The organism is Prevotella nigrescens (assembly GCF_031191185.1).
Taxonomy (GTDB): Bacteria; Bacteroidota; Bacteroidia; order Bacteroidales; family Bacteroidaceae; genus Prevotella; species Prevotella nigrescens.
The window spans coordinates 1,053,869-1,071,010 of record NZ_CP133465.1 but is presented as its reverse complement, the minus strand read 5'-3'; the positions used below and the strand labels follow the sequence as shown (position 1 = coordinate 1,071,010).

14 protein-coding genes are annotated in these 17,142 nt (G+C 45.3%); 12 read left to right on the top strand and 2 right to left on the bottom strand.

Features of this window, described 5'->3' with window-relative positions; all coding sequences use genetic code 11:
- Window positions 1-32: 32 nt before the first annotated feature.
- Window positions 33-1,499, top strand: a complete 1,467-nt coding sequence (locus RDV52_RS06730; RefSeq protein ID WP_004366390.1) for an SLC13 family permease — start codon at window positions 33-35, stop codon at window positions 1,497-1,499.
- A gap of 774 nt (window positions 1,500-2,273) precedes the next feature.
- On the opposite strand, the gene galE is transcribed toward RDV52_RS06730, so the two are convergent.
- The gene (gene galE, locus RDV52_RS06725) at window positions 2,274-3,311 is read right to left on the bottom strand and encodes a UDP-glucose 4-epimerase GalE (RefSeq protein ID WP_004366393.1); all 1,038 of its coding nucleotides are present in this window, start codon (window positions 3,309-3,311) and stop codon (window positions 2,274-2,276) included.
- 226 nt (window positions 3,312-3,537) lie between these two features.
- Here galE and RDV52_RS06720 point away from each other — a divergent pair, with 226 nt between their 5' ends.
- Genes RDV52_RS06720 through RDV52_RS06700 form a run of 5 tightly spaced genes read left to right on the top strand, consistent with a single transcriptional unit; the run spans window position 3,538 to window position 9,201 of the window.
- Complete coding sequence (locus RDV52_RS06720) at window positions 3,538-3,966, top strand: hypothetical protein (protein ID WP_004362089.1); 429 nt, start codon at window positions 3,538-3,540, stop codon at window positions 3,964-3,966.
- A gap of 18 nt (window positions 3,967-3,984) precedes the next feature.
- The gene (locus tag RDV52_RS06715) at window positions 3,985-5,241 is read left to right on the top strand and encodes a type IX secretion system plug protein (RefSeq protein ID WP_004366394.1); all 1,257 of its coding nucleotides are present in this window, start codon (window positions 3,985-3,987) and stop codon (window positions 5,239-5,241) included.
- Between the two features lie 54 nt (window positions 5,242-5,295).
- Window positions 5,296-7,053 carry a bifunctional metallophosphatase/5'-nucleotidase gene (locus RDV52_RS06710; protein WP_004366395.1) on the top strand — a complete coding sequence of 586 codons (1,758 nt, stop codon included), beginning with the start codon at window positions 5,296-5,298 and terminating at the stop codon, window positions 7,051-7,053.
- A gap of 36 nt (window positions 7,054-7,089) precedes the next feature.
- Window positions 7,090-7,872, top strand: coding sequence for an NAD(+) diphosphatase (gene nudC / locus RDV52_RS06705; protein WP_004366396.1), 783 nt, complete (start codon window positions 7,090-7,092; stop codon window positions 7,870-7,872).
- Between the two features lie 27 nt (window positions 7,873-7,899).
- Window positions 7,900-9,201 carry an NCS2 family permease gene (locus RDV52_RS06700; protein ID WP_004366397.1) on the top strand — a complete coding sequence of 434 codons (1,302 nt, stop codon included), beginning with the start codon at window positions 7,900-7,902 and terminating at the stop codon, window positions 9,199-9,201.
- Between the two features lie 364 nt (window positions 9,202-9,565).
- Here the strand turns inward: RDV52_RS06700 and RDV52_RS06695 are convergent, their stop codons facing one another.
- Entirely contained in the window at window positions 9,566-10,378 is an 813-nt protein-coding gene (locus RDV52_RS06695; protein WP_004362095.1) for a class I SAM-dependent methyltransferase, read from the bottom strand.
- Window positions 10,379-10,539: 161 nt separating this feature from the next.
- Here RDV52_RS06695 and RDV52_RS06690 point away from each other — a divergent pair, with 161 nt between their 5' ends.
- From RDV52_RS06690 to RDV52_RS06665, 6 genes are all read left to right on the top strand, one after another.
- A complete protein-coding gene (locus RDV52_RS06690; protein ID WP_004366398.1) occupies window positions 10,540-11,049 on the top strand; it encodes a hypothetical protein in 510 nt (169 codons plus the stop codon).
- 128 nt (window positions 11,050-11,177) lie between these two features.
- A complete protein-coding gene (rlmN, locus tag RDV52_RS06685) occupies window positions 11,178-12,218 on the top strand; it encodes a 23S rRNA (adenine(2503)-C(2))-methyltransferase RlmN (protein ID WP_040556828.1) in 1,041 nt (346 codons plus the stop codon).
- Window positions 12,205-13,125: a DUF4837 family protein gene (locus RDV52_RS06680; protein ID WP_004366400.1), complete on the top strand. Its 921-nt coding sequence runs from the start codon at window positions 12,205-12,207 to the stop codon at window positions 13,123-13,125. The genes rlmN and RDV52_RS06680 overlap by 14 nt, the downstream gene beginning before the upstream one ends.
- A gap of 31 nt (window positions 13,126-13,156) precedes the next feature.
- Window positions 13,157-14,248 (top strand): PdxA family dehydrogenase, encoded by a 1,092-nt coding sequence (locus RDV52_RS06675; RefSeq protein ID WP_004366401.1) that lies wholly within the window; start codon window positions 13,157-13,159, stop codon window positions 14,246-14,248.
- Window positions 14,249-14,348: 100 nt separating this feature from the next.
- On the top strand, window positions 14,349-15,341 hold the full coding sequence (locus tag RDV52_RS06670) for a lysylphosphatidylglycerol synthase transmembrane domain-containing protein (RefSeq protein WP_004366402.1): 993 nt from the start codon (window positions 14,349-14,351) through the stop codon (window positions 15,339-15,341).
- A gap of 64 nt (window positions 15,342-15,405) precedes the next feature.
- A complete protein-coding gene (locus RDV52_RS06665) occupies window positions 15,406-17,088 on the top strand; it encodes a right-handed parallel beta-helix repeat-containing protein (protein WP_004366403.1) in 1,683 nt (560 codons plus the stop codon).
- Window positions 17,089-17,142: the final 54 nt, after the last annotated feature.

Genomic DNA, 17,142 nt, shown 5'->3' with positions numbered 1-17,142 from the left:
ACAATCATTATTAATTTAAGTAGATTTTTATCATGTCAGAGAGTAATTTAAACACGCTGTCTACCCACATCGAGATGAAGAAAGTATGGCAGCTCTTAGGAATTGTGCTGATAACAGCCATAGTCTGGAACCTTCCCATCTCAGTGTTCGATATTGATGGACTCACCGTTGTGCAGCAACGTATCATTGCCATCTTTGTTTTTGCAACGCTTTCTTGGCTAACCGAGTGCATTCCCGCGTGGGCAACGTCGTTGGCTATTATGACTATAATGTGTGTAACCGTGTCGGAGAACTCGTTCAATGTGTTCAAAGGCGATGGAATAGGGGAACTGTTGAAGTCGAAAGATATTATGGCATCGTTTGCCGACCCTATTATTATGTTGTTCTTGGCTGGTTTTATTCTTGCCATTGCTGCGTCGAAGTCGGGGCTCGACACGCTGTTGGCTAAGAATATGATACGTCCTTTCGGAAACAAGAGCGAGAATGTGCTGCTCGGTTTCCTATTCATAACAGGTATTTTCTCGATGTTTATTTCAAATACAGCGACTGCTGCCCTTATGCTGACGTTCCTGGCACCGGTGTTTGCATCGTTGCCTGCAAACGGAAAGGGACGCATTGCACTCACAATGTCTATTCCGTTGGCTGCCAACTTGGGCGGTATCGGAACGCCTATCGGTACTCCTCCGAATATGATTGCGATGAAATTCCTGAACGACCCCGATGGTTTGAACTTAGGAATCAGCTTCGGTCAGTGGATGCTCATCATGGGTCCGCTTGTCATTATCTTGCTTCTTATTTGCTGGCGCGTAATTCTTTACTTCTTCCCATTCAGCAAGAAAACCATCGAATTGGAGATTAAGGGTGAAATACACCGTGGTTGGCGTATGTACGTAGTAATTGCCACCTTCATCATAACGATTTTGCTTTGGATTATTCCGAAGGAAGTTACAGGCATCAACACAAACACGGTGTCGATGATACCGATGGGAATCTTCGCCATAACAGGCGTTATCAATGCGAAAGACTTGCAGCAAATCGACTGGAGTGTTATCTGGATGGTAGCCGGAGGCTTTGCACTTGGTCTTGGTATGAACGGTTCCGGATTGGCTGATGTTGCCATTGAAAGCATTCCGTTCGGCAGTTGGAGTCCTATTGTCATTCTCATCGTGTCTGGTCTTATCTGTTACTTCTTGTCGAACTTCATTTCCAACACTGCTACAGCAGCTCTCCTGATGCCTATTTTGGCGGTAGTCTGCCGTGCAATGGGCAACAAGCTCGATGTTATCGGTGGCACCAGCACCGTGCTTATCGGTGTGGCGATAGCCGCTTCTACTGCTATGTGCTTGCCAATCTCTACTCCTCCAAATGCCATAGCTTACTCTACAGGTTTGATAGAACAGAAAGATATGTTGAAAGCAGGTCTTACCTGCGGTCTCATTTCCATCATACTGGGCTACGGACTCTTGTTCCTCGTGGGCGAGTTGCACGTCTTCGGATAATCAAAACATATGCATGGAATAAAAGGTCGCAACCTTTCGGGGCTGCGACCTTTTCTGTTTTGTTTCGGTGCAAAGACGGTCCAGCAGAGCTTTATTAGGGAAACGGCTTTCTCATTGATTACTTATGGCAGGTGCTAAAAGCCACGAAAAAGAGTGGATTGTACGTGTAGGGGCATGATTTATCACGTTCCTGACGCCGAAGAGAAAGTAACGTGGCGATGAAGAACGGAAGGAATTCCACACCTACGACTCGTCTGTATATTCGTAGCATACATAGAATGATTCAGCAGAAAAATGGCTATAGTTTTGTAAAGATAATTTTCTTATAAAATGATGGCAGCACTTTCTGTAACCTACTTGTTGTCAATATTGTTGCAAAATCTATTGTGTTGCATTCCGATAGTGGCTGTTTTACTTCGTAAAAGCGGTTGTTTGGCAATGCAAAACAACCGCTTTTACGATACGAAACCGCCGCTATTATTTTTCAAGAGAATTATCTTTACAAAACCGAGACTGTTTTCTATATCTCCCTTTAAAGTTCACAAGATTTCTGGGAATACTATATTTTCTAAGCAAGACTGCTTCTTTGTCGGTGTCAGGAACGCGATAAATCTATACTCTTACTATATTATCTATTCTTTGAAGAGTCGCTTTACACCTGTCTTGAGCAAGCAAATTAAAACCGTTTCCACCGATAAATAACGACTTTTTCATAGTTATACCGAAGCAACCACGCATCGGAAGCAAACCTGCAGAAGAGCTTTTCGGCAGCGTTTACATTACGCCGTCTTCGCGAAGCTTCTGCTGCCACTTCCACGCTGAGGCGAGTACGTCCTCCAATGGCGTATCGGCTTTCCAGCCCAACACCGTGTTGGCTTTGGTGCAGTCGCCCCAAATCTTTTCGATATCGCCTTCACGACGAGGTCCGAACTTCCAGTTCACCTTTACACCCGTAGCCTTTTCAAAGGTGGTTACTATCTCGAGGGTAGAGTTTCCGCTGCCTGTGCCAATGTTGAAGTATTCAATCTTGTCGGTTTCCTTGTCCAATACACGTGCCATAGCAGCTACATGGGCTTTTGCAAGGTCTACCACATAGATGTAGTCGCGTATGCAAGTGCCGTCTTCGGTGTTGTAATCGTTGCCGAAAATGGTGAGTTGCTTGCGTATTCCCATTGCTGTTTGCGTAACGTAAGGGATAAGATTGTTGGGCACGCCATTGGGCAATTCGCCGATATGTGCCGTTGGGTGTGCGCCAATCGGGTTGAAATAGCGCAGCACGATACTCTTGATGGGTGCGCCGCTGTGTATGTAATCGTAAATAATTTGTTCGTTTATCTCCTTCGTATTGCCATAGGGCGATGTGGCTTTCTGGTGTGGAGCATCTTCCGTAACGGGCAGATTTTCCGGTTTTGGCTGTCCGTAGACCGTGCAGGAACTTGAGAAAATAAAGCCCTTGACGTTGTATTTAGGCATCATTTCCAACAGGTTGATGAGCGAAACAACATTGTTACGATAGTACATCAATGGCTTTTCAACGCTTTCGCCCACTGCTTTCGATGCGGCAAAATGGATAATGCCCTCTATGTTGGGATATTTTTGGAATACACGTTCGGTAGCTTCCTTGTCTTCGAGGTTCACCTTTTCAAAGGCAGGTCGTATGCCCGTAATCTTCTCGATACCGTCGAGCACTTCTATTTTAGAGTTTGAAAGATTGTCTGCTATTACTACATCGTAGCCTGCTTCCTGCAGTTCTACGGTCGTATGCGACCCTATAAATCCTGTACCACCTGTAACTAAAATTGTTTGTTTCATACCTTTTTATAAATGTTTTGCAAGTAACTTTTTCTCGTTTCTTACGGTAAGAACGAGAGAGTTTTCTGTTTTTATGCCTGCAAAGATACTGAGAAATTGGCAGTTAAGGCTATAAAAGTGGTTTAATTTATTAAAAAAGGTGCGATTGTACCCCTATAAATAAAAAGTTTTACTAACTTTGCCATAGTTTAAAACAGCATTCAAAAGTTCTTTAAATGTTTTTATCATGGAACAGACCAAGCAACAAATTGAACGCTTTCTAAAGAAGATTGCGCAGAAATTTCCTACTACGGAAGCACCAACAACCATGACCGACATTCATCTAAGGGTGTCGCAATTCAGTGGAGACCTTATGGCTTTCAACGATGAAGGGGAAGAAATAACACGCTGTGTCGTTGAAGAATGGATTGAAAACAACGACAACAATTTCAACGAAAACATTACTGCACTGCTCCGTGCAGAGGCGTTGAACCTGAAAGATGTTATAGACGGGCTTGGCATCATGAAGCCTTATAGCTTGGTTTTAGAGGACGAAGAAGGAGAAAACATTGCCGAACTCTATGTGGCAGACGATGATACGATTATCGCTGGAGACGAGTTGTTGCCAGGTTTAGAGGAAGACCTCGACGAGTTCTTGAAGAAACTGTTACCTTAAAGGAAAGGATATATGCGTATGAGAAAGGGCAGAAACACTGTCTTGCTGCTGTTGTCATTGCTGTTTTCTATGGCTGCCGTAGCGCAACGCCACGAAATACTGAACAAAAACATACGGTCGTTGCAAGTCGTGGCGAACAAAGACTGGCTCGCTCTGCCCATTATGGAATTGGGAAACGGCATGTTGGACATCGATTTCGACGACCTGACACACGAATATCATCGCTATTCCTACAAGCTGGAACATTGCGAAGCCGATTGGAGACCAACGACTTCGCTCTTTGAAAGCGACTATGTGGAAGGGTTTGCAAACGGAAACACAATAGACGATGTACAACAATCGCTGCTTACAAATACCATTTACACGCACTATCATCTCAGCATTCCGAACGAAGTATGCCGTCCGAAGATTTCCGGAAACTATCTGCTTACAATTTACGATGACGACGGCAACGATGCCATAAAGGTTTGCTTTATGGTGAAAGAGCCTTTCACGCAGTCGATGGGCATAGGTTTGAACGTCGTAACCAATACCGATGCCACCATAAACACGGCACACCAGCAGGTGGAAATGGAACTGAAGTACAACAGTTACAACGTAACGAACCCGCAGGCACAAATAAAGACGGTGCTGTTGCAGAACAAACGGTGGGACAATGCACGGTGGAATGCAAAGCCGCAATATGTTATGAGCGACGGTTTGCGCTGGAGCCACAATGCCAACTACATATTCTGGGCAGGCAACGAATACAGGAAGTTCGAGATTTTGTCTACCGATGTAGCCTCAACAGGCATCGAACGCATACGTTGGGACGGCTCAGACTTCCACGCTTATCCCTTTATCGCATTGCCAAGGCTAAACTATCTGTACGACGAAGATGCGAACGGAGCGTTCTTGATACGCAATTCGAACAACTATCACATAAATACGGAAAGCGACTATATGAAGGTTCACTTCCAGTTAAGCTGTCCGCAACCTGTCAAAGGCGATGTTTACGTGAATGGCGATTGGACTTATGACAGATTTCTACCGCAATATAAAATGGCTTACGATGAAGAATCGAAAAGCTATCAGACTGTTATTCCACTGAAATTGGGCTATTACAGCTATCAATACATTGTACTGAACGAAAACGGCAAAACCGAAATCATGCCTACGGAAGGCAGCTACTATCAAACCGAAAACACTTATCAGGCATTGGTTTACTATCGTGAGCAAGGCGGAAGAACCGACAAATTAGTGGGCTACACGTCGTTTAAGTTTAAAGCAAGATAGGCTGTAACATCGTTATCGGCACTTTTCCGCAGCACGTTTTAACAACATATATATATGAAAAGAGTTTTATTTGCATTTATGGCATTAGCATTAAGCAGTTTTGGAGCAATGGCTCAAAACAAGGATATAACAATAACATTGGTAGAAACATCGGACGTTCACGGTTCGTTCTTCCCATACGACTTCATCACGCGCAAGCCAAAAGCAGGGTCAATGGCAAGGGTTGCTACCTTTATAAAGGATTTACGACAGAAGCAAGGCGCAGAAAATGTGTATCTTTTGGATAACGGCGACATTCTGCAAGGACAACCCATAAGTTATTACTACAACTACATTCAGACACAAAAGGAAAACATTGCTGCCAGCGTATTGAACTTTATGAAGTACGATGCATCGAGCGTTGGCAACCACGATATAGAGACTGGGCACACCGTTTACGACAAATGGATACGCGAACTGAACTGTCCGGTGGTGGGAGCAAACATCATTGACACGAAAACACAAAAGCCATACGTGCTGCCTTACACCATTATCAAGAAGAAAAACGGCGTGAAAGTGGCTGTCGTAGGTATGCTTACGCCTGCCATTCCCAATTGGTTGGAAGAGGGTTTATGGAAGGGACTGCACTTCGAAGACATAGTTTCGTCGGCAAAAAAGACCGTTGCAGCATTGCAGGCAAACGAGCACCCCGATGTTGTCGTAGGACTTTTCCACTCTGGTTGGGACGGTGGAATAACGACACCCAACTATGTTGAGGACGCTTCAAAGAGGGTTGCGGAAGAGGTAGACGGCTTCGACGTGGTGTTTTTCGGCCACGACCACAAGCCACGCAATATAACTGTAACCAACAAGAGCGGCAAGGAAGTGTTGTGTCTCGACCCTGCCAACAATGCACAAAAGGTTGCTGTGGCAACCATAACCTTATCGCCTGCAAAGGAAAAAGCGAAGAATGGCAAACGTTTCAACGTTATCAAGAAGTCGGGAGAGGTAGTCAATGTAACTGATTTGGCAATAGACGAGCCGTTTATGGCGCATTTTGAGAACGAAATAAACGAAGTAAAGGGTTGGGCAAACACCGAAATCGGACGCTTTGAAAACACCATCAGCACGAAAGACTGCTTCTTTGGCAACTCTGCCTTCAACGATTTAATCCTTAATTTAGAGCTTCAAATCACGAAAGCAGATATTGCTTTCAATGCTCCTTTGGGCTTCAACTCGTCCATTAAAGCTGGTGCAATCACCGTAGGCGATATGTTCAGCCTTTACAAATACGAGAACCAGCTCTACATTATGAAGCTGACAGGCAAGGAAATCAAGAACTATTTGGAGATGAGCTATAACCTTTGGGTGAACACAATGAAGTCGGCTGACGACCATTTGCTGTTGCTTTCGGAAGACACAAGGGACGATTCGCAACGCTTGGGCTTTAAAAACTTCTCGTTCAACTTCGACTCTGCTGCAGGAATTGACTACGAAGTGGACGTTACAAAGCCTTACGGGCAGAAGGTAAACATACTAAGAATGAGCAACGGACAGCCTTTCGACGAAACAAAATACTATAAGGTAGCCGTAAACAGCTATCGCGGCAATGGCGGAGGAGAGCTCCTTACCAAGGGCGCAGGCATTCCGCAAGAGCAGCTGAAGAGCCGCATTGTATGGCGAAGCGAGCGCGACCAACGCCATTATCTTATGGAAGAAATCAAGAAAGCGGGAACATTGAATCCACAACCCAATCATAACTGGAAGTTCGTACCTACGGAATGGACCGACAAGGCTGCTGCCCGAGACCGCAAAATACTGTTCGGAGAATAAGCCAAAGACATAACAAGGAAAGGAAAAAATACGAAGATGAAGTCATATTGGTTTGTATTTTGCAAGACCGACATCGTATTGGAAAAGACCGCCGACGGTTATACTATCCCCTTATCAGAGCACTGTCCTGCCCCACTGAAAGCATGGTCGCAAGTATTGGATATAGACCTCATGCCCGACGGAACGGACGTTAAGGCGGTGAACATAGACATGCCGCTGACCGATAACCCCTCGTTCGAGATGTGCGGACTGCGCAACAGCTATTACAAACTGCCGCAAGCGTTTTATCTGAAAGCAGGAAAATGCCACGAACTGCTATACTGGAACCAGAACACACGCTTCTGCGGCGTTTGCGGAGCACCGATGAAGCTGAACAGCGGAATATCCAAACGCTGCACAAACTGCGGCAAAGAGGTGTGGCCACAGGTATCGCCAGCCGTCATTGTCTTGGTTCATCGTGGCGATGAAGTACTCTTGGTGCGTGCCAATAACTTTAAAGACAACCACTACGGCTTAGTTGCAGGCTTCGTGGAAACAGGCGAAACCTTCGAGGAAGCCGTGCACAGAGAGGTTATGGAAGAGACGGGAATACGAATAGACAATCTCCGTTACTTCGGTTCGCAGCCGTGGCCGTACCCCAGTGGCGTAATGGTGGGCTACAACGCCGACTACGCCGGAGGCGAAATACATTTGCAATGGAGCGAGCTTTGCAAGGGCAGCTGGTTCAGAAAAGACAATCTGCCCACCTTGCCCGAGAAGCTTTCAATAGCCCGAATGCTGATAGACAATTGGCTTAAGAACACGAACGACAACAAATAATAATCAAAATAAAAACTTTAAAGACCTATGAAAATCTTGGAAAAAGCCTTAGGTTTCGACCCTAAAACAATGAAGTTGCGCACCGAACTGATAGCTGGTGTTACGACATTCCTCACGATGAGCTACATTCTGGCAGTGAATCCGTCAATCCTTATGTCCACCGGCATGAGTCAAGGTGCTCTATTTACGGCAACGGCTTTGGCTTCGGCTATTGCAACCTTGCTACTTGCTTTCATGGCAAAGTTGCCTTTTGCACAAGCCCCGTCAATGGGACTCAACGCATTCTTTGCCTATACGCTTTGCCAGGCAATGGGCTATTCGTGGCAAAACTCGCTCGCCATTCTGCTCATCGAGGGCATTGTATTCATCTTGATAACGTTCTTCAACGTGCGGGAAATGATATTCAATGCCATTCCAAACAACCTACGCTATGCCATTTCGGCAGGTATCGGTATGTTCATTGCCTTCATTGGTCTTAAAAATGCAGGAATAATTGTTGCTAAAGAAGGTACTTTCGTGGGCTTGGGTGCTTTCACTGCCCCTTGCCTATTGGGCATTTTCGCCACCTTACTTAGCGGTATTCTTATGGCACGCAAGGTGAAAGGTGCACTGTTCTGGGGCATTATTGTTGCCACAATTGTTGGTATTCCAATGGGTGTTACAATGTTTCCCGACCATTGGCTGCCTGTTTCTGCTCCTCAAGACATTTCACCCATCTTCTGTAAGTTCGACTTTTCTGGCTTATTGAACCTTAAAACAGTTCTCGTTGTCTTCTCATTGCTAATCGTCAATATCTTCGATACCATCGGAACCCTGATGGGTTTGGCTGAAAAAACGGGTATCGTACGCGAAGACGGAAGCATTCCACGTGTCAGCGAAGCGATGATGAGCGATGCCATTGGTACTACTTGCGGAGCCATGCTCGGCAGTTCTACCATCTCTACCTATATAGAAAGCGCAAGCGGAATAGCCGAAGGCGGTCGTTCGGGTGTAACTTCGCTTGTTGTAGGCGGTATGTTCTTACTCTCTTTGTTCCTCTCTCCTATCTTCTTGCTCATACCAAGTGCAGCCACAAGTGGTGCGCTTATCATGGTAGGTGTGCTGATGCTCGACTCTGTAAAGAAGATAAACCTGCAGGATATGACCGAGGCTTTCCCTGCTTTCATAACAATGATAACGATGGTTTTATGCTATTCCATTGCCGATGGTATTTGTCTTGGCATTCTGTCTTTTGCCATTATGAAACTCTGTACAGGTCGTTGGAAAGACTTAAACTGGACACTTTGTATTCTTTCCCTCCTCTTCATCATCAACTTTGCATTTGGATAACCCCCTCGCAACACCATAGTCCAACTCATCTCGCCCCATATCTTCTCGCTATTTCATTGGTAATTTGCGAAGGTTAGGGCGCGATGAGTTGTTTTATTAGATGCCATAGGATACTTAGGACTCCTATGATTTCTATAACGCAGCACACTTCTTATTTTGTAAAGATAATTCTAACGAAAAACGATAGAGGCTGTTTTGCGGCTCAAAAACCATTGTTTGGTGCGCCAAAAACCACTCTTTTGCCGTGCAAAAGAGCCGCTTTTGTGATGCGAAACAACGGTTTTTACAATGCGCTGATAATAAGGGTGTTATGCAATAGATATACTTATAAAAAATATTTACACCTATTTTGCCTTTTCTTCCATTATTTTACTTCTACCCGAACAATGCGCTGATTGAAACGTTTGTAGAAGAAAGGCAGCTTGTAAAGTAAGCGCAAGACGAGCGGTATACGCCCTTGGTCGTAGTCGCTCATATAGTATTCGTGGGCAACGTGCAGCTTGTCGTGCCACGTTTCCATTATTTTCGTGTTCAGTTCCGACCACAGGAACTGTACGTTGCCGTTTATTTTCTTCACGGTTTCGTGCTGCTTGCTGTGTTTAAGTGCGAAGAAGGCAAGCATATCGAACAAGATGGTAGCCTCGCCCAACTGTTCGCAAACCATTTGGAAGAAACTTTTAACCTGTTCGGGCTTAAAATACATCAGCACACCTTCTATTATTATCAGCACAGGCTTGTGGTAAGCCTTCACCTTTTCTATCCATTGGCTGTCGAACATCGACATTTTCAAGTAGCTGTTCTTTTCGGTTTCGGGCATAAAATGCGCTCTTATGTTGATTACTTCCTCAAGGTCGAGGTCGAACCACTGCGTAACTTGCGGGCAGCCCATACGCTGGTAGCGTGCGTCAAGACCTGCACCAAGCTGTATAACTATGGCGTCGGGGTGTTTGTTGAGGAAGTTTCTCGCCTCTTCGTCTATCAGATTGGCACGAATGCAGCAACCTATTTGCGAGAGTTTGCCGTGTTTGAACTTCGTGAAATCGTAGTCGATGTTGCTGATAATCTGTCTTGCTATTTCGTCGTGGAGCAGTCCGTTGCCCTCTTCCGTTTCGGTTGCCTTTGCCCAAAGCGTTATCAGCATCGTTTCAGGTATGCTCGAAAGTTGTTTTGTTTCCATTGTCCTGTTTGTTTTTTAGTTTATTATGACAAGGCAAAAGTAGAAAGAACACAGTGTTTTGGCAATACCTAAAAGTGTGTATTTTTCTTGTTCGGGCTTCACAATAAAGCGTTTATGCTTTCGTTATAAGCTATATAAAAATGATAAAAAGAAATTAAACGATGAAGAAAGTAGTATTTTTATTTATGACTTGCTGCGCTATGGCAATGTCGCTGATGTCGTGCCACAGAGAACCAGAGCTTACCCCAGAGGGAGAAAAGACCATTGCCGTGCGCAAACTCTACCATGAAAGAGTGTTGGGACAATGGTATTATGAAGAACAAAGCGACACCAGATATTGCTACATAGCCTACAATTTTATGGAAAAAGGCAAGTTAGAAACCTATGAAAAGTTTCTTACTCGCAAGCGTATTAAAAAAGGCGATGAAGTAATTTATGGTGATTGGGAAATAGAAGAAGATTCCATAAGTAAAGGAAAATGGGACTTAGGCTGGAAAGAAGAGTATGGCGAGATGTATCTTTCTACATCTGAGGAAGACGGTAAAGGACACAGTGTAGTGCAACTTCACTGTTTAGAATATGTAAATCAGAACGAATTGGTGTTGAAATATTTCGGCACGGGCAACGAAACTATGCTTTTCAAGCGCGGCACTTCGAAGCCTTCGATTTAGAAAACATTGCTTTCGCTAAAGAATAACCACGTTTTCTTGTCGCTAATTCCTCTATTATTCGACAGAAAAACGTGGTTATTCCTTATTTTTTCGTTATCTTTGCAGCATCTATATACAGAGAACAAGATATGGAAGTCGCAAGGAAACCACTTATGGGAATGAACCTTTTGGAACTGAAAACGGTTGCAAAGGAACTCGGTATGCCTGCCTTTACGGGCGGACAAATGGCAAAGTGGCTCTATACGCAGCATATAACATCGATTGACGAGATGACAAACCTGTCGAAAGCCAATCGCGAAAAGCTGAAAGCGGCTTACACCATAGGTTGCAAAAAGCACATCGACGCACAGTATTCGAAGGACGGAACCATCAAGTATCTGTTTCCAACGGACGACGGAAAGTTTGTAGAGTCGGTGTATATCCCCGACGACGACCGTGCCACGCTCTGCGTTTCGTCGCAAGTGGGCTGCAAAATGAACTGCCTTTTCTGTCAGACAGGCAAGCAAGGCTTCGAGGGAAACCTCTCTGCCACCGACATATTGAACCAGATATACTCGCTGCCCGAGCGCGAAAAGCTAACCAACATCGTGTTTATGGGACAGGGCGAACCGATGGACAACTATGACAATGTATTGCGAACAACGCAGATAATGACTGCCGACTATGGTTATGCGTGGTCGCCAAAGCGCATTACGGTGAGTTCAATCGGTGTGAAGACCAAGCTGAAACGGTTTCTCGAAGAGAGCGACTGCCACGTTGCAATAAGCATGCACTCGCCCATTCCTGCCGAGCGGGCAGAGATTATGCCCGGCGAGCGTGGTATGTCGATTGCCGACATCGTAGAGTTGTTGCGCAATTACGACTTCTCGCACCAACGCCGCTTGTCGTTCGAGTACATCGTTTTCAAAGGTGTGAACGATTCGGAACGCCACGCAAAGGAAATCATAAAGTTGCTGAAGGGGTTGGATTGCAGGATTAACCTGATTCGCTTCCACACCATTCCCAACGTTCCGCTGCACGGCGTAGACGACAAGAAGATGGAGGAGTTCCGCAATTACCTCACCCAGCATGGCGTGTTTACAACCATACGTGCCAGTCGTGGGCAAGATATTTTTGCAGCTTGCGGCTTGCTTTCCACGGCAAAGAAGATTGCTGATGAACGTGCGTAGGCTATTTTCGCTCGTTGCACTCGTGGCAATGCTGTTGCTGACGAGTTGCAAGAACAGCATGTTTCGCCCAGCAAGCTACGGCAAAGCCTACGAAGTTGTGGTGGTGGGCGATAGCGACAGCCTTCTGTACAACGTGCTTTCGGCACCGATAGTGGGACTACCGCAGGCAGAACCGTCGTTCGACGTGGTGGAAATAGCGTCCGAAAAGTTGCAGGGCGATAGCAAAATGGTGCGCAACATAGTTGTGCTGTCCATCAATCAACGTCAAAAAGGCGTGAGCATAAGCAGTAGGCAGAACGTGTATGCACAGCCACAGGTTATCGTAACCGTTGCCGCTCCGTCGTTGCCGAAGCTGAAAGCATTCTTGGAAAAGCAGGGGCAAACGTTGCGAAACTACCTTACGAAGGTTGAACTGCACCGCACGCAGGCGGATATAGCGAAGCAACCGAATGCAAAGGCAGAAGCAACGATACGCAAGATGTTTGGCATTGCTATGCGAGTGCCTGCCGATTTAACTGCCAGCAGAGTTGGGAAGGACTTCCTTTGGCTGTCGAACAATGCACCGTCAGGTATGGTTAATATCTGTCTGTACAGCATTGGCAAGGGCGATTTCCGCCATCAGCGCGACAGTGTGATGCGAAGAAACATTCTCGGAGAGCAGAGAGGAATGTACATGCGAACCGCTTCCATCGCTTCAGTAACACGCGGACGGGGCAACTCCGTTACGGTACGGGGGCTTTGGGAAATGAAGAACGACGCCATGGGCGGTGCTTTCGTAGCCTATTGGCAGCCTAAAGGCAATCGCATAGTAGTGACAGAAGCCTTTGTATATGCGCCCGAAACCAAGAAACGGAACCTTGTGCGCCGATTGGAGGCTGCCCTCTATACAAGAAACAAGCAAGAATAAAAACAAGAAACACATATATACAGAATAAGTTATGAACAACAATAGAAAAGTCCGAGTAGCCATTACGCACGGCGATACGAACGGAATAGGATACGAACTGATATTCAAAGCCTTTGAGGAACCAACGATGTTGGAGCTTTGCACACCTATTATATATGGCTCTCCAAAGGTTGCTACGTATCATCGCAATGCCTTAAGGTTGGAGGCAACCTTCACTATCATCAATGATATAAGCGAGATTCAAGACAATAGAATAAACTTTATACCTGTTTTCGACGAGGAAATAAAGGTGGAACTTGGTGTTCCTACTGAGGAATCGGGCAACGCTGGCTTGCTTGCAATCGACCGTGCATTGGCTGATTACCGTGCAGGGGGCTTCGATGTCTTGGTTACTGCACCGATAGAAAACAGTGAGCAGTTCCATTTCAGTGGGCAGAGCCGATACATTGAAGACCATCTGCCGGCTGAAGAACCAACGCTCTCTATGCTTGTAAGCGAGAAACTGCGCATTGCCTTGGCTACTCGCAACCTGCCGTTGAAGCAAGTTGCAGAGTCTATTTCTATTGAAGGGCTTACCGAAAACGGACGTTTGCTGCACCATAGCATACGCCGCGACTTCCGCATTTCTAATCCGCGCATCGCCCTTTTGGCACTCAATCCGAAGGCAGGCGACAATGGTTTGCTCGGTTCAGAGGAACAAGAGGTGATTGAACCTGCCATTGCAGCACTCGAAAAAGAGGGCATACAGGCTTTCGGACCATACGCTGCGGATAAGTTTTTCGGTGGTAGCGATTGGGAACAGTTCGATGGTGTGCTTGCTATGTACTACGAACAGGGACTCACTCCTTTCCGTTCGCTAACGGTAGAAGGGGGCGTAAACTATCTTGCAGGGCTGCCATTGGTGCGCACTGCACCCGAAACACCTGCCAATTTCAGTATTGCAGGCAAGGGCGTTGCCGATGCTATGCCAATGCGCCACGCCATTTTCCTTGCCATAGACATCTTCCGTCATCGCAAGGAATACGATGAACCGATGGGCAATCCGTTGGCAAAACTCTACAAGGAACGTCGCGACGACAGCGAGAAGGTGCGCTTTGCCGTGCCAAAACGAAAGGAAGAATAATTGAAATGAGAAATAGTTGCGTGGGTAACTCGGAGTTTCGGTGCTGCTTTGTACGGACGGAGTTGCCTCGTTTTCTATTTTCTATAAAAGAAAAAAGCCTATGAAAAAGAAATATCAGAACGGTTTTTTCCTCTTCGGTATTGTAGTCTTGGTGATAATGGTAACACAATTGGACTTTGCCGAAGTATGGCGTGGACTGCAACACGCAGGCTATTGGTTCTTTGCGGTGGTGGTATTGTGGGCTTTTCTTTATATTTTCAATACTACCTCTTGGTATATCATCATCAAAAGTCAGACCAAAGGCGACGACAAACGTATGGTTCCGTTCTGGTATCTCTATAAAATCAGCGTCTCAGGGTTTGCCCTGAACTATGCCACACCGGGTGGATTGATGGGTGGCGAGCCTTATCGCATTATGGAATTGTCGCCCCATATAGGCGTAGAACGTGCAACCTCGTCGGTGCTCTTGTTTGTTATGACGCATATTTTCAGTCATTTCTGGTTCTGGTTGCTTTCCATTCCGCTCTTCATTCTTACGCAGCACGTCAGTGTTTTTATGGCTATTATGCTCTCTGTGGGCTGTGTTTTCTGTCTGACAGCTATTTGGTTCTTCTTCTCCGGGTATAAAAAGGGACTTGCTGTCCGCGGTATGAATCTCCTGCGACATATCCCTGGCGTTAAGAAATGGGCGTGCCGGTACATCGAAGAGAACCGCGAACGGTTGGAAAACATCGATAAACAGGTGGCAGCACTGCACAATCAAGACCCAAAGACATTCTTTTCGGTGGTGTTTATCGAACTTCTGTGCCGTGTTTGCAGTGCTCTTGAAGTTTTCTTCATATTGCTTGTGCTGTTTCCAAGCGTGAATTACCTGAACTGTATTCTCATTATTTCCTTTACAACACTGTTTGCCAACATGCTGTTTTTTATGCCTTTGCAACTCGGTGGGCGCGAAGGTGGCTTCCTGATGTCGGTCTCTGGCTTAGGACTTACAGCCAATGCAGGCATCTTTGTAGCCCTTATCGTGCGTCTTAGAGAACTTATTTGGACAGCCATAGGGCTGTTGCTTATCAAGGTTTCTAAAGGAAAATGAGGGTATTTGCACTGATATGAGATAATATTTGTCCCGATTTACATTAACCAAAACATATTGAGATATGAAGCATTCTTATTTTTTTGCGGTTGGAATCAGCTTGCTTTTTGCGGCTGCACCGTTACAAGCGAAAGTATATCACGTTTCTATAAAGAGTACAGGCGACGGCTCTTCGTGGGAAAAAGCTATGGGAAGTTTAGACGATGCCTTGGCAAAAGCAACTTCGGGCGACGAGATTTGGATTGCAGCAGGCACCTATAAGCCTACGCAACTCATTAAATCATCGAAGAAAAACTCACGCCACTTTCCATTAAAAGATGGCGTATCGCTCTATGGCGGCTTTGCCGGTACAGAGAAAAGCAAGGAAGAACGCATGAAAGTAGAAGATGGAGAAGCCTACGATTATGTGAATACGACAATACTAAGTGCCGATGATGATGTGCCCGATGAATGGGTGAGAGAGGCTAATCCCGAGAATCCCTACATGTATGGGTGGAAGGTTGATAACAACATAATACCAGGAACGGCGAATAATGCCAACCATATATTATATAAAAAAGAGGAACTGACGGCTCCGATAACGATTGACGGACTTACTTTGAAAGGGGCAAACGCCATGGTATATAACGTGCAATGTTCGGGTGGAGCTATCTATGCTGTGGGTGATGTTACCATTACCAACTGTCGATTTATAGAAAACTCTTGTTACTTTACTGCCGAAGGAAACAAGTATGCCGATGGTGCTGCAGTCTACTTAACAGGTAAAGGCAATGCAAAAATCTCTGATTGCTATTTCGAACGTACCTATGCACATTCGCCAAACACACAAGCTCGAGGTGGAGCAGTATATGCCGAGAACGCCGAAATAAGCAATTGTTTCTTCTTGGATTGCGTCGCTTTAGATGCAGGTGGTGCTATATATAATGTGAAAGGCACAGTGACAGATTGCAATTTCGAAGGTTGCTATGCTCGTGAGGGCGGTGCTATCTATTCAACGGGCTTATTACATGATAACGAAATAGTAAGTTCGCGTGCCCTTGTTGGTGGAGGAATTTACAATTTGGGTACTGCAATCAATAACGTTGTGGCAAATTGCTTTGCCGATTATACCTTGTTAGGCGATGACAAAGGCGGTGCTGGTGGTGGAGTGTATAATAAAGGTACTTTTGTAGGGGGGCTTGTTTACAATTGTACATCGTTTCATGGAGGTGGAATATTTGCCGATGGTGGTAAAATCATAAACTGTACGGTGCAAAATAACAAGTCGCGCAAGGCTACTACCAGCACTAATATAGACTATTCTACCTATACCGACGAAGAAAAAGATGTAATAAATACTATCAGTGCTACCACTGTTGCCAAGTCGAACTTTGTGGCTCCAACAACATTCGAAGGCTTTACTGTCGATGAAAAAGGTATTGGCGATATTCTGTTTGCCAGCTGGGAATTACAGCAGGGCAGCGAATTCATAGACAAAGGTACGCCTATTAGCATTGAGAACTACACAAAAGACATTTACGGCAACAACCGCATAATGGGCAAAAGCATTGACATTGGAGCTTCAGAGTTCAATCCTGCCACGTCTGTAACGCCTATTGAATCGAATACAGAAGTATCTAAATGCTGCTATTATACACTTGATGGGCGGTATATGGGCAATATTCGTCCAGCATTGCCAGGCATTTATATTATGAAGACAATAGATAAGGATATGTCTATAAATGTAAAAAAGGTATTTGTAAAATAACTTTTATCATACTTCATAATAGTTATACCTTACGTATATAATCGAAATTCAAAA

Bases quoted from the DNA above. Each gene is read 5' to 3' on its own strand.
- RDV52_RS06665 (WP_004366403.1), top strand. From the start codon at position 15,406: ATGAAGCATTCTTATTTTTTTGCGGTTGGAATCAGCTTGCTTTTTGCG.
- RDV52_RS06720 (WP_004362089.1), top strand. From the start codon at position 3,538: ATGGAACAGACCAAGCAACAAATTGAACGCTTTCTAAAGAAGATTGCG.
- RDV52_RS06710 (WP_004366395.1), top strand. From the start codon at position 5,296: ATGAAAAGAGTTTTATTTGCATTTATGGCATTAGCATTAAGCAGTTTT.
- RDV52_RS06730 (WP_004366390.1), top strand. From the start codon at position 33: ATGTCAGAGAGTAATTTAAACACGCTGTCTACCCACATCGAGATGAAG.
- RDV52_RS06680 (WP_004366400.1), top strand. From the start codon at position 12,205: ATGAACGTGCGTAGGCTATTTTCGCTCGTTGCACTCGTGGCAATGCTG.
- RDV52_RS06695 (WP_004362095.1), bottom strand. From the start codon at position 10,378: ATGGAAACAAAACAACTTTCGAGCATACCTGAAACGATGCTGATAACG.
- RDV52_RS06675 (WP_004366401.1), top strand. From the start codon at position 13,157: ATGAACAACAATAGAAAAGTCCGAGTAGCCATTACGCACGGCGATACG.
- rlmN (WP_040556828.1), top strand. From the start codon at position 11,178: ATGGAAGTCGCAAGGAAACCACTTATGGGAATGAACCTTTTGGAACTG.
- RDV52_RS06715 (WP_004366394.1), top strand. From the start codon at position 3,985: ATGAGAAAGGGCAGAAACACTGTCTTGCTGCTGTTGTCATTGCTGTTT.
- RDV52_RS06670 (WP_004366402.1), top strand. From the start codon at position 14,349: ATGAAAAAGAAATATCAGAACGGTTTTTTCCTCTTCGGTATTGTAGTC.
- RDV52_RS06700 (WP_004366397.1), top strand. From the start codon at position 7,900: ATGAAAATCTTGGAAAAAGCCTTAGGTTTCGACCCTAAAACAATGAAG.
- RDV52_RS06690 (WP_004366398.1), top strand. From the start codon at position 10,540: ATGAAGAAAGTAGTATTTTTATTTATGACTTGCTGCGCTATGGCAATG.
- nudC (WP_004366396.1), top strand. From the start codon at position 7,090: ATGAAGTCATATTGGTTTGTATTTTGCAAGACCGACATCGTATTGGAA.
- galE (WP_004366393.1), bottom strand. From the start codon at position 3,311: ATGAAACAAACAATTTTAGTTACAGGTGGTACAGGATTTATAGGGTCG.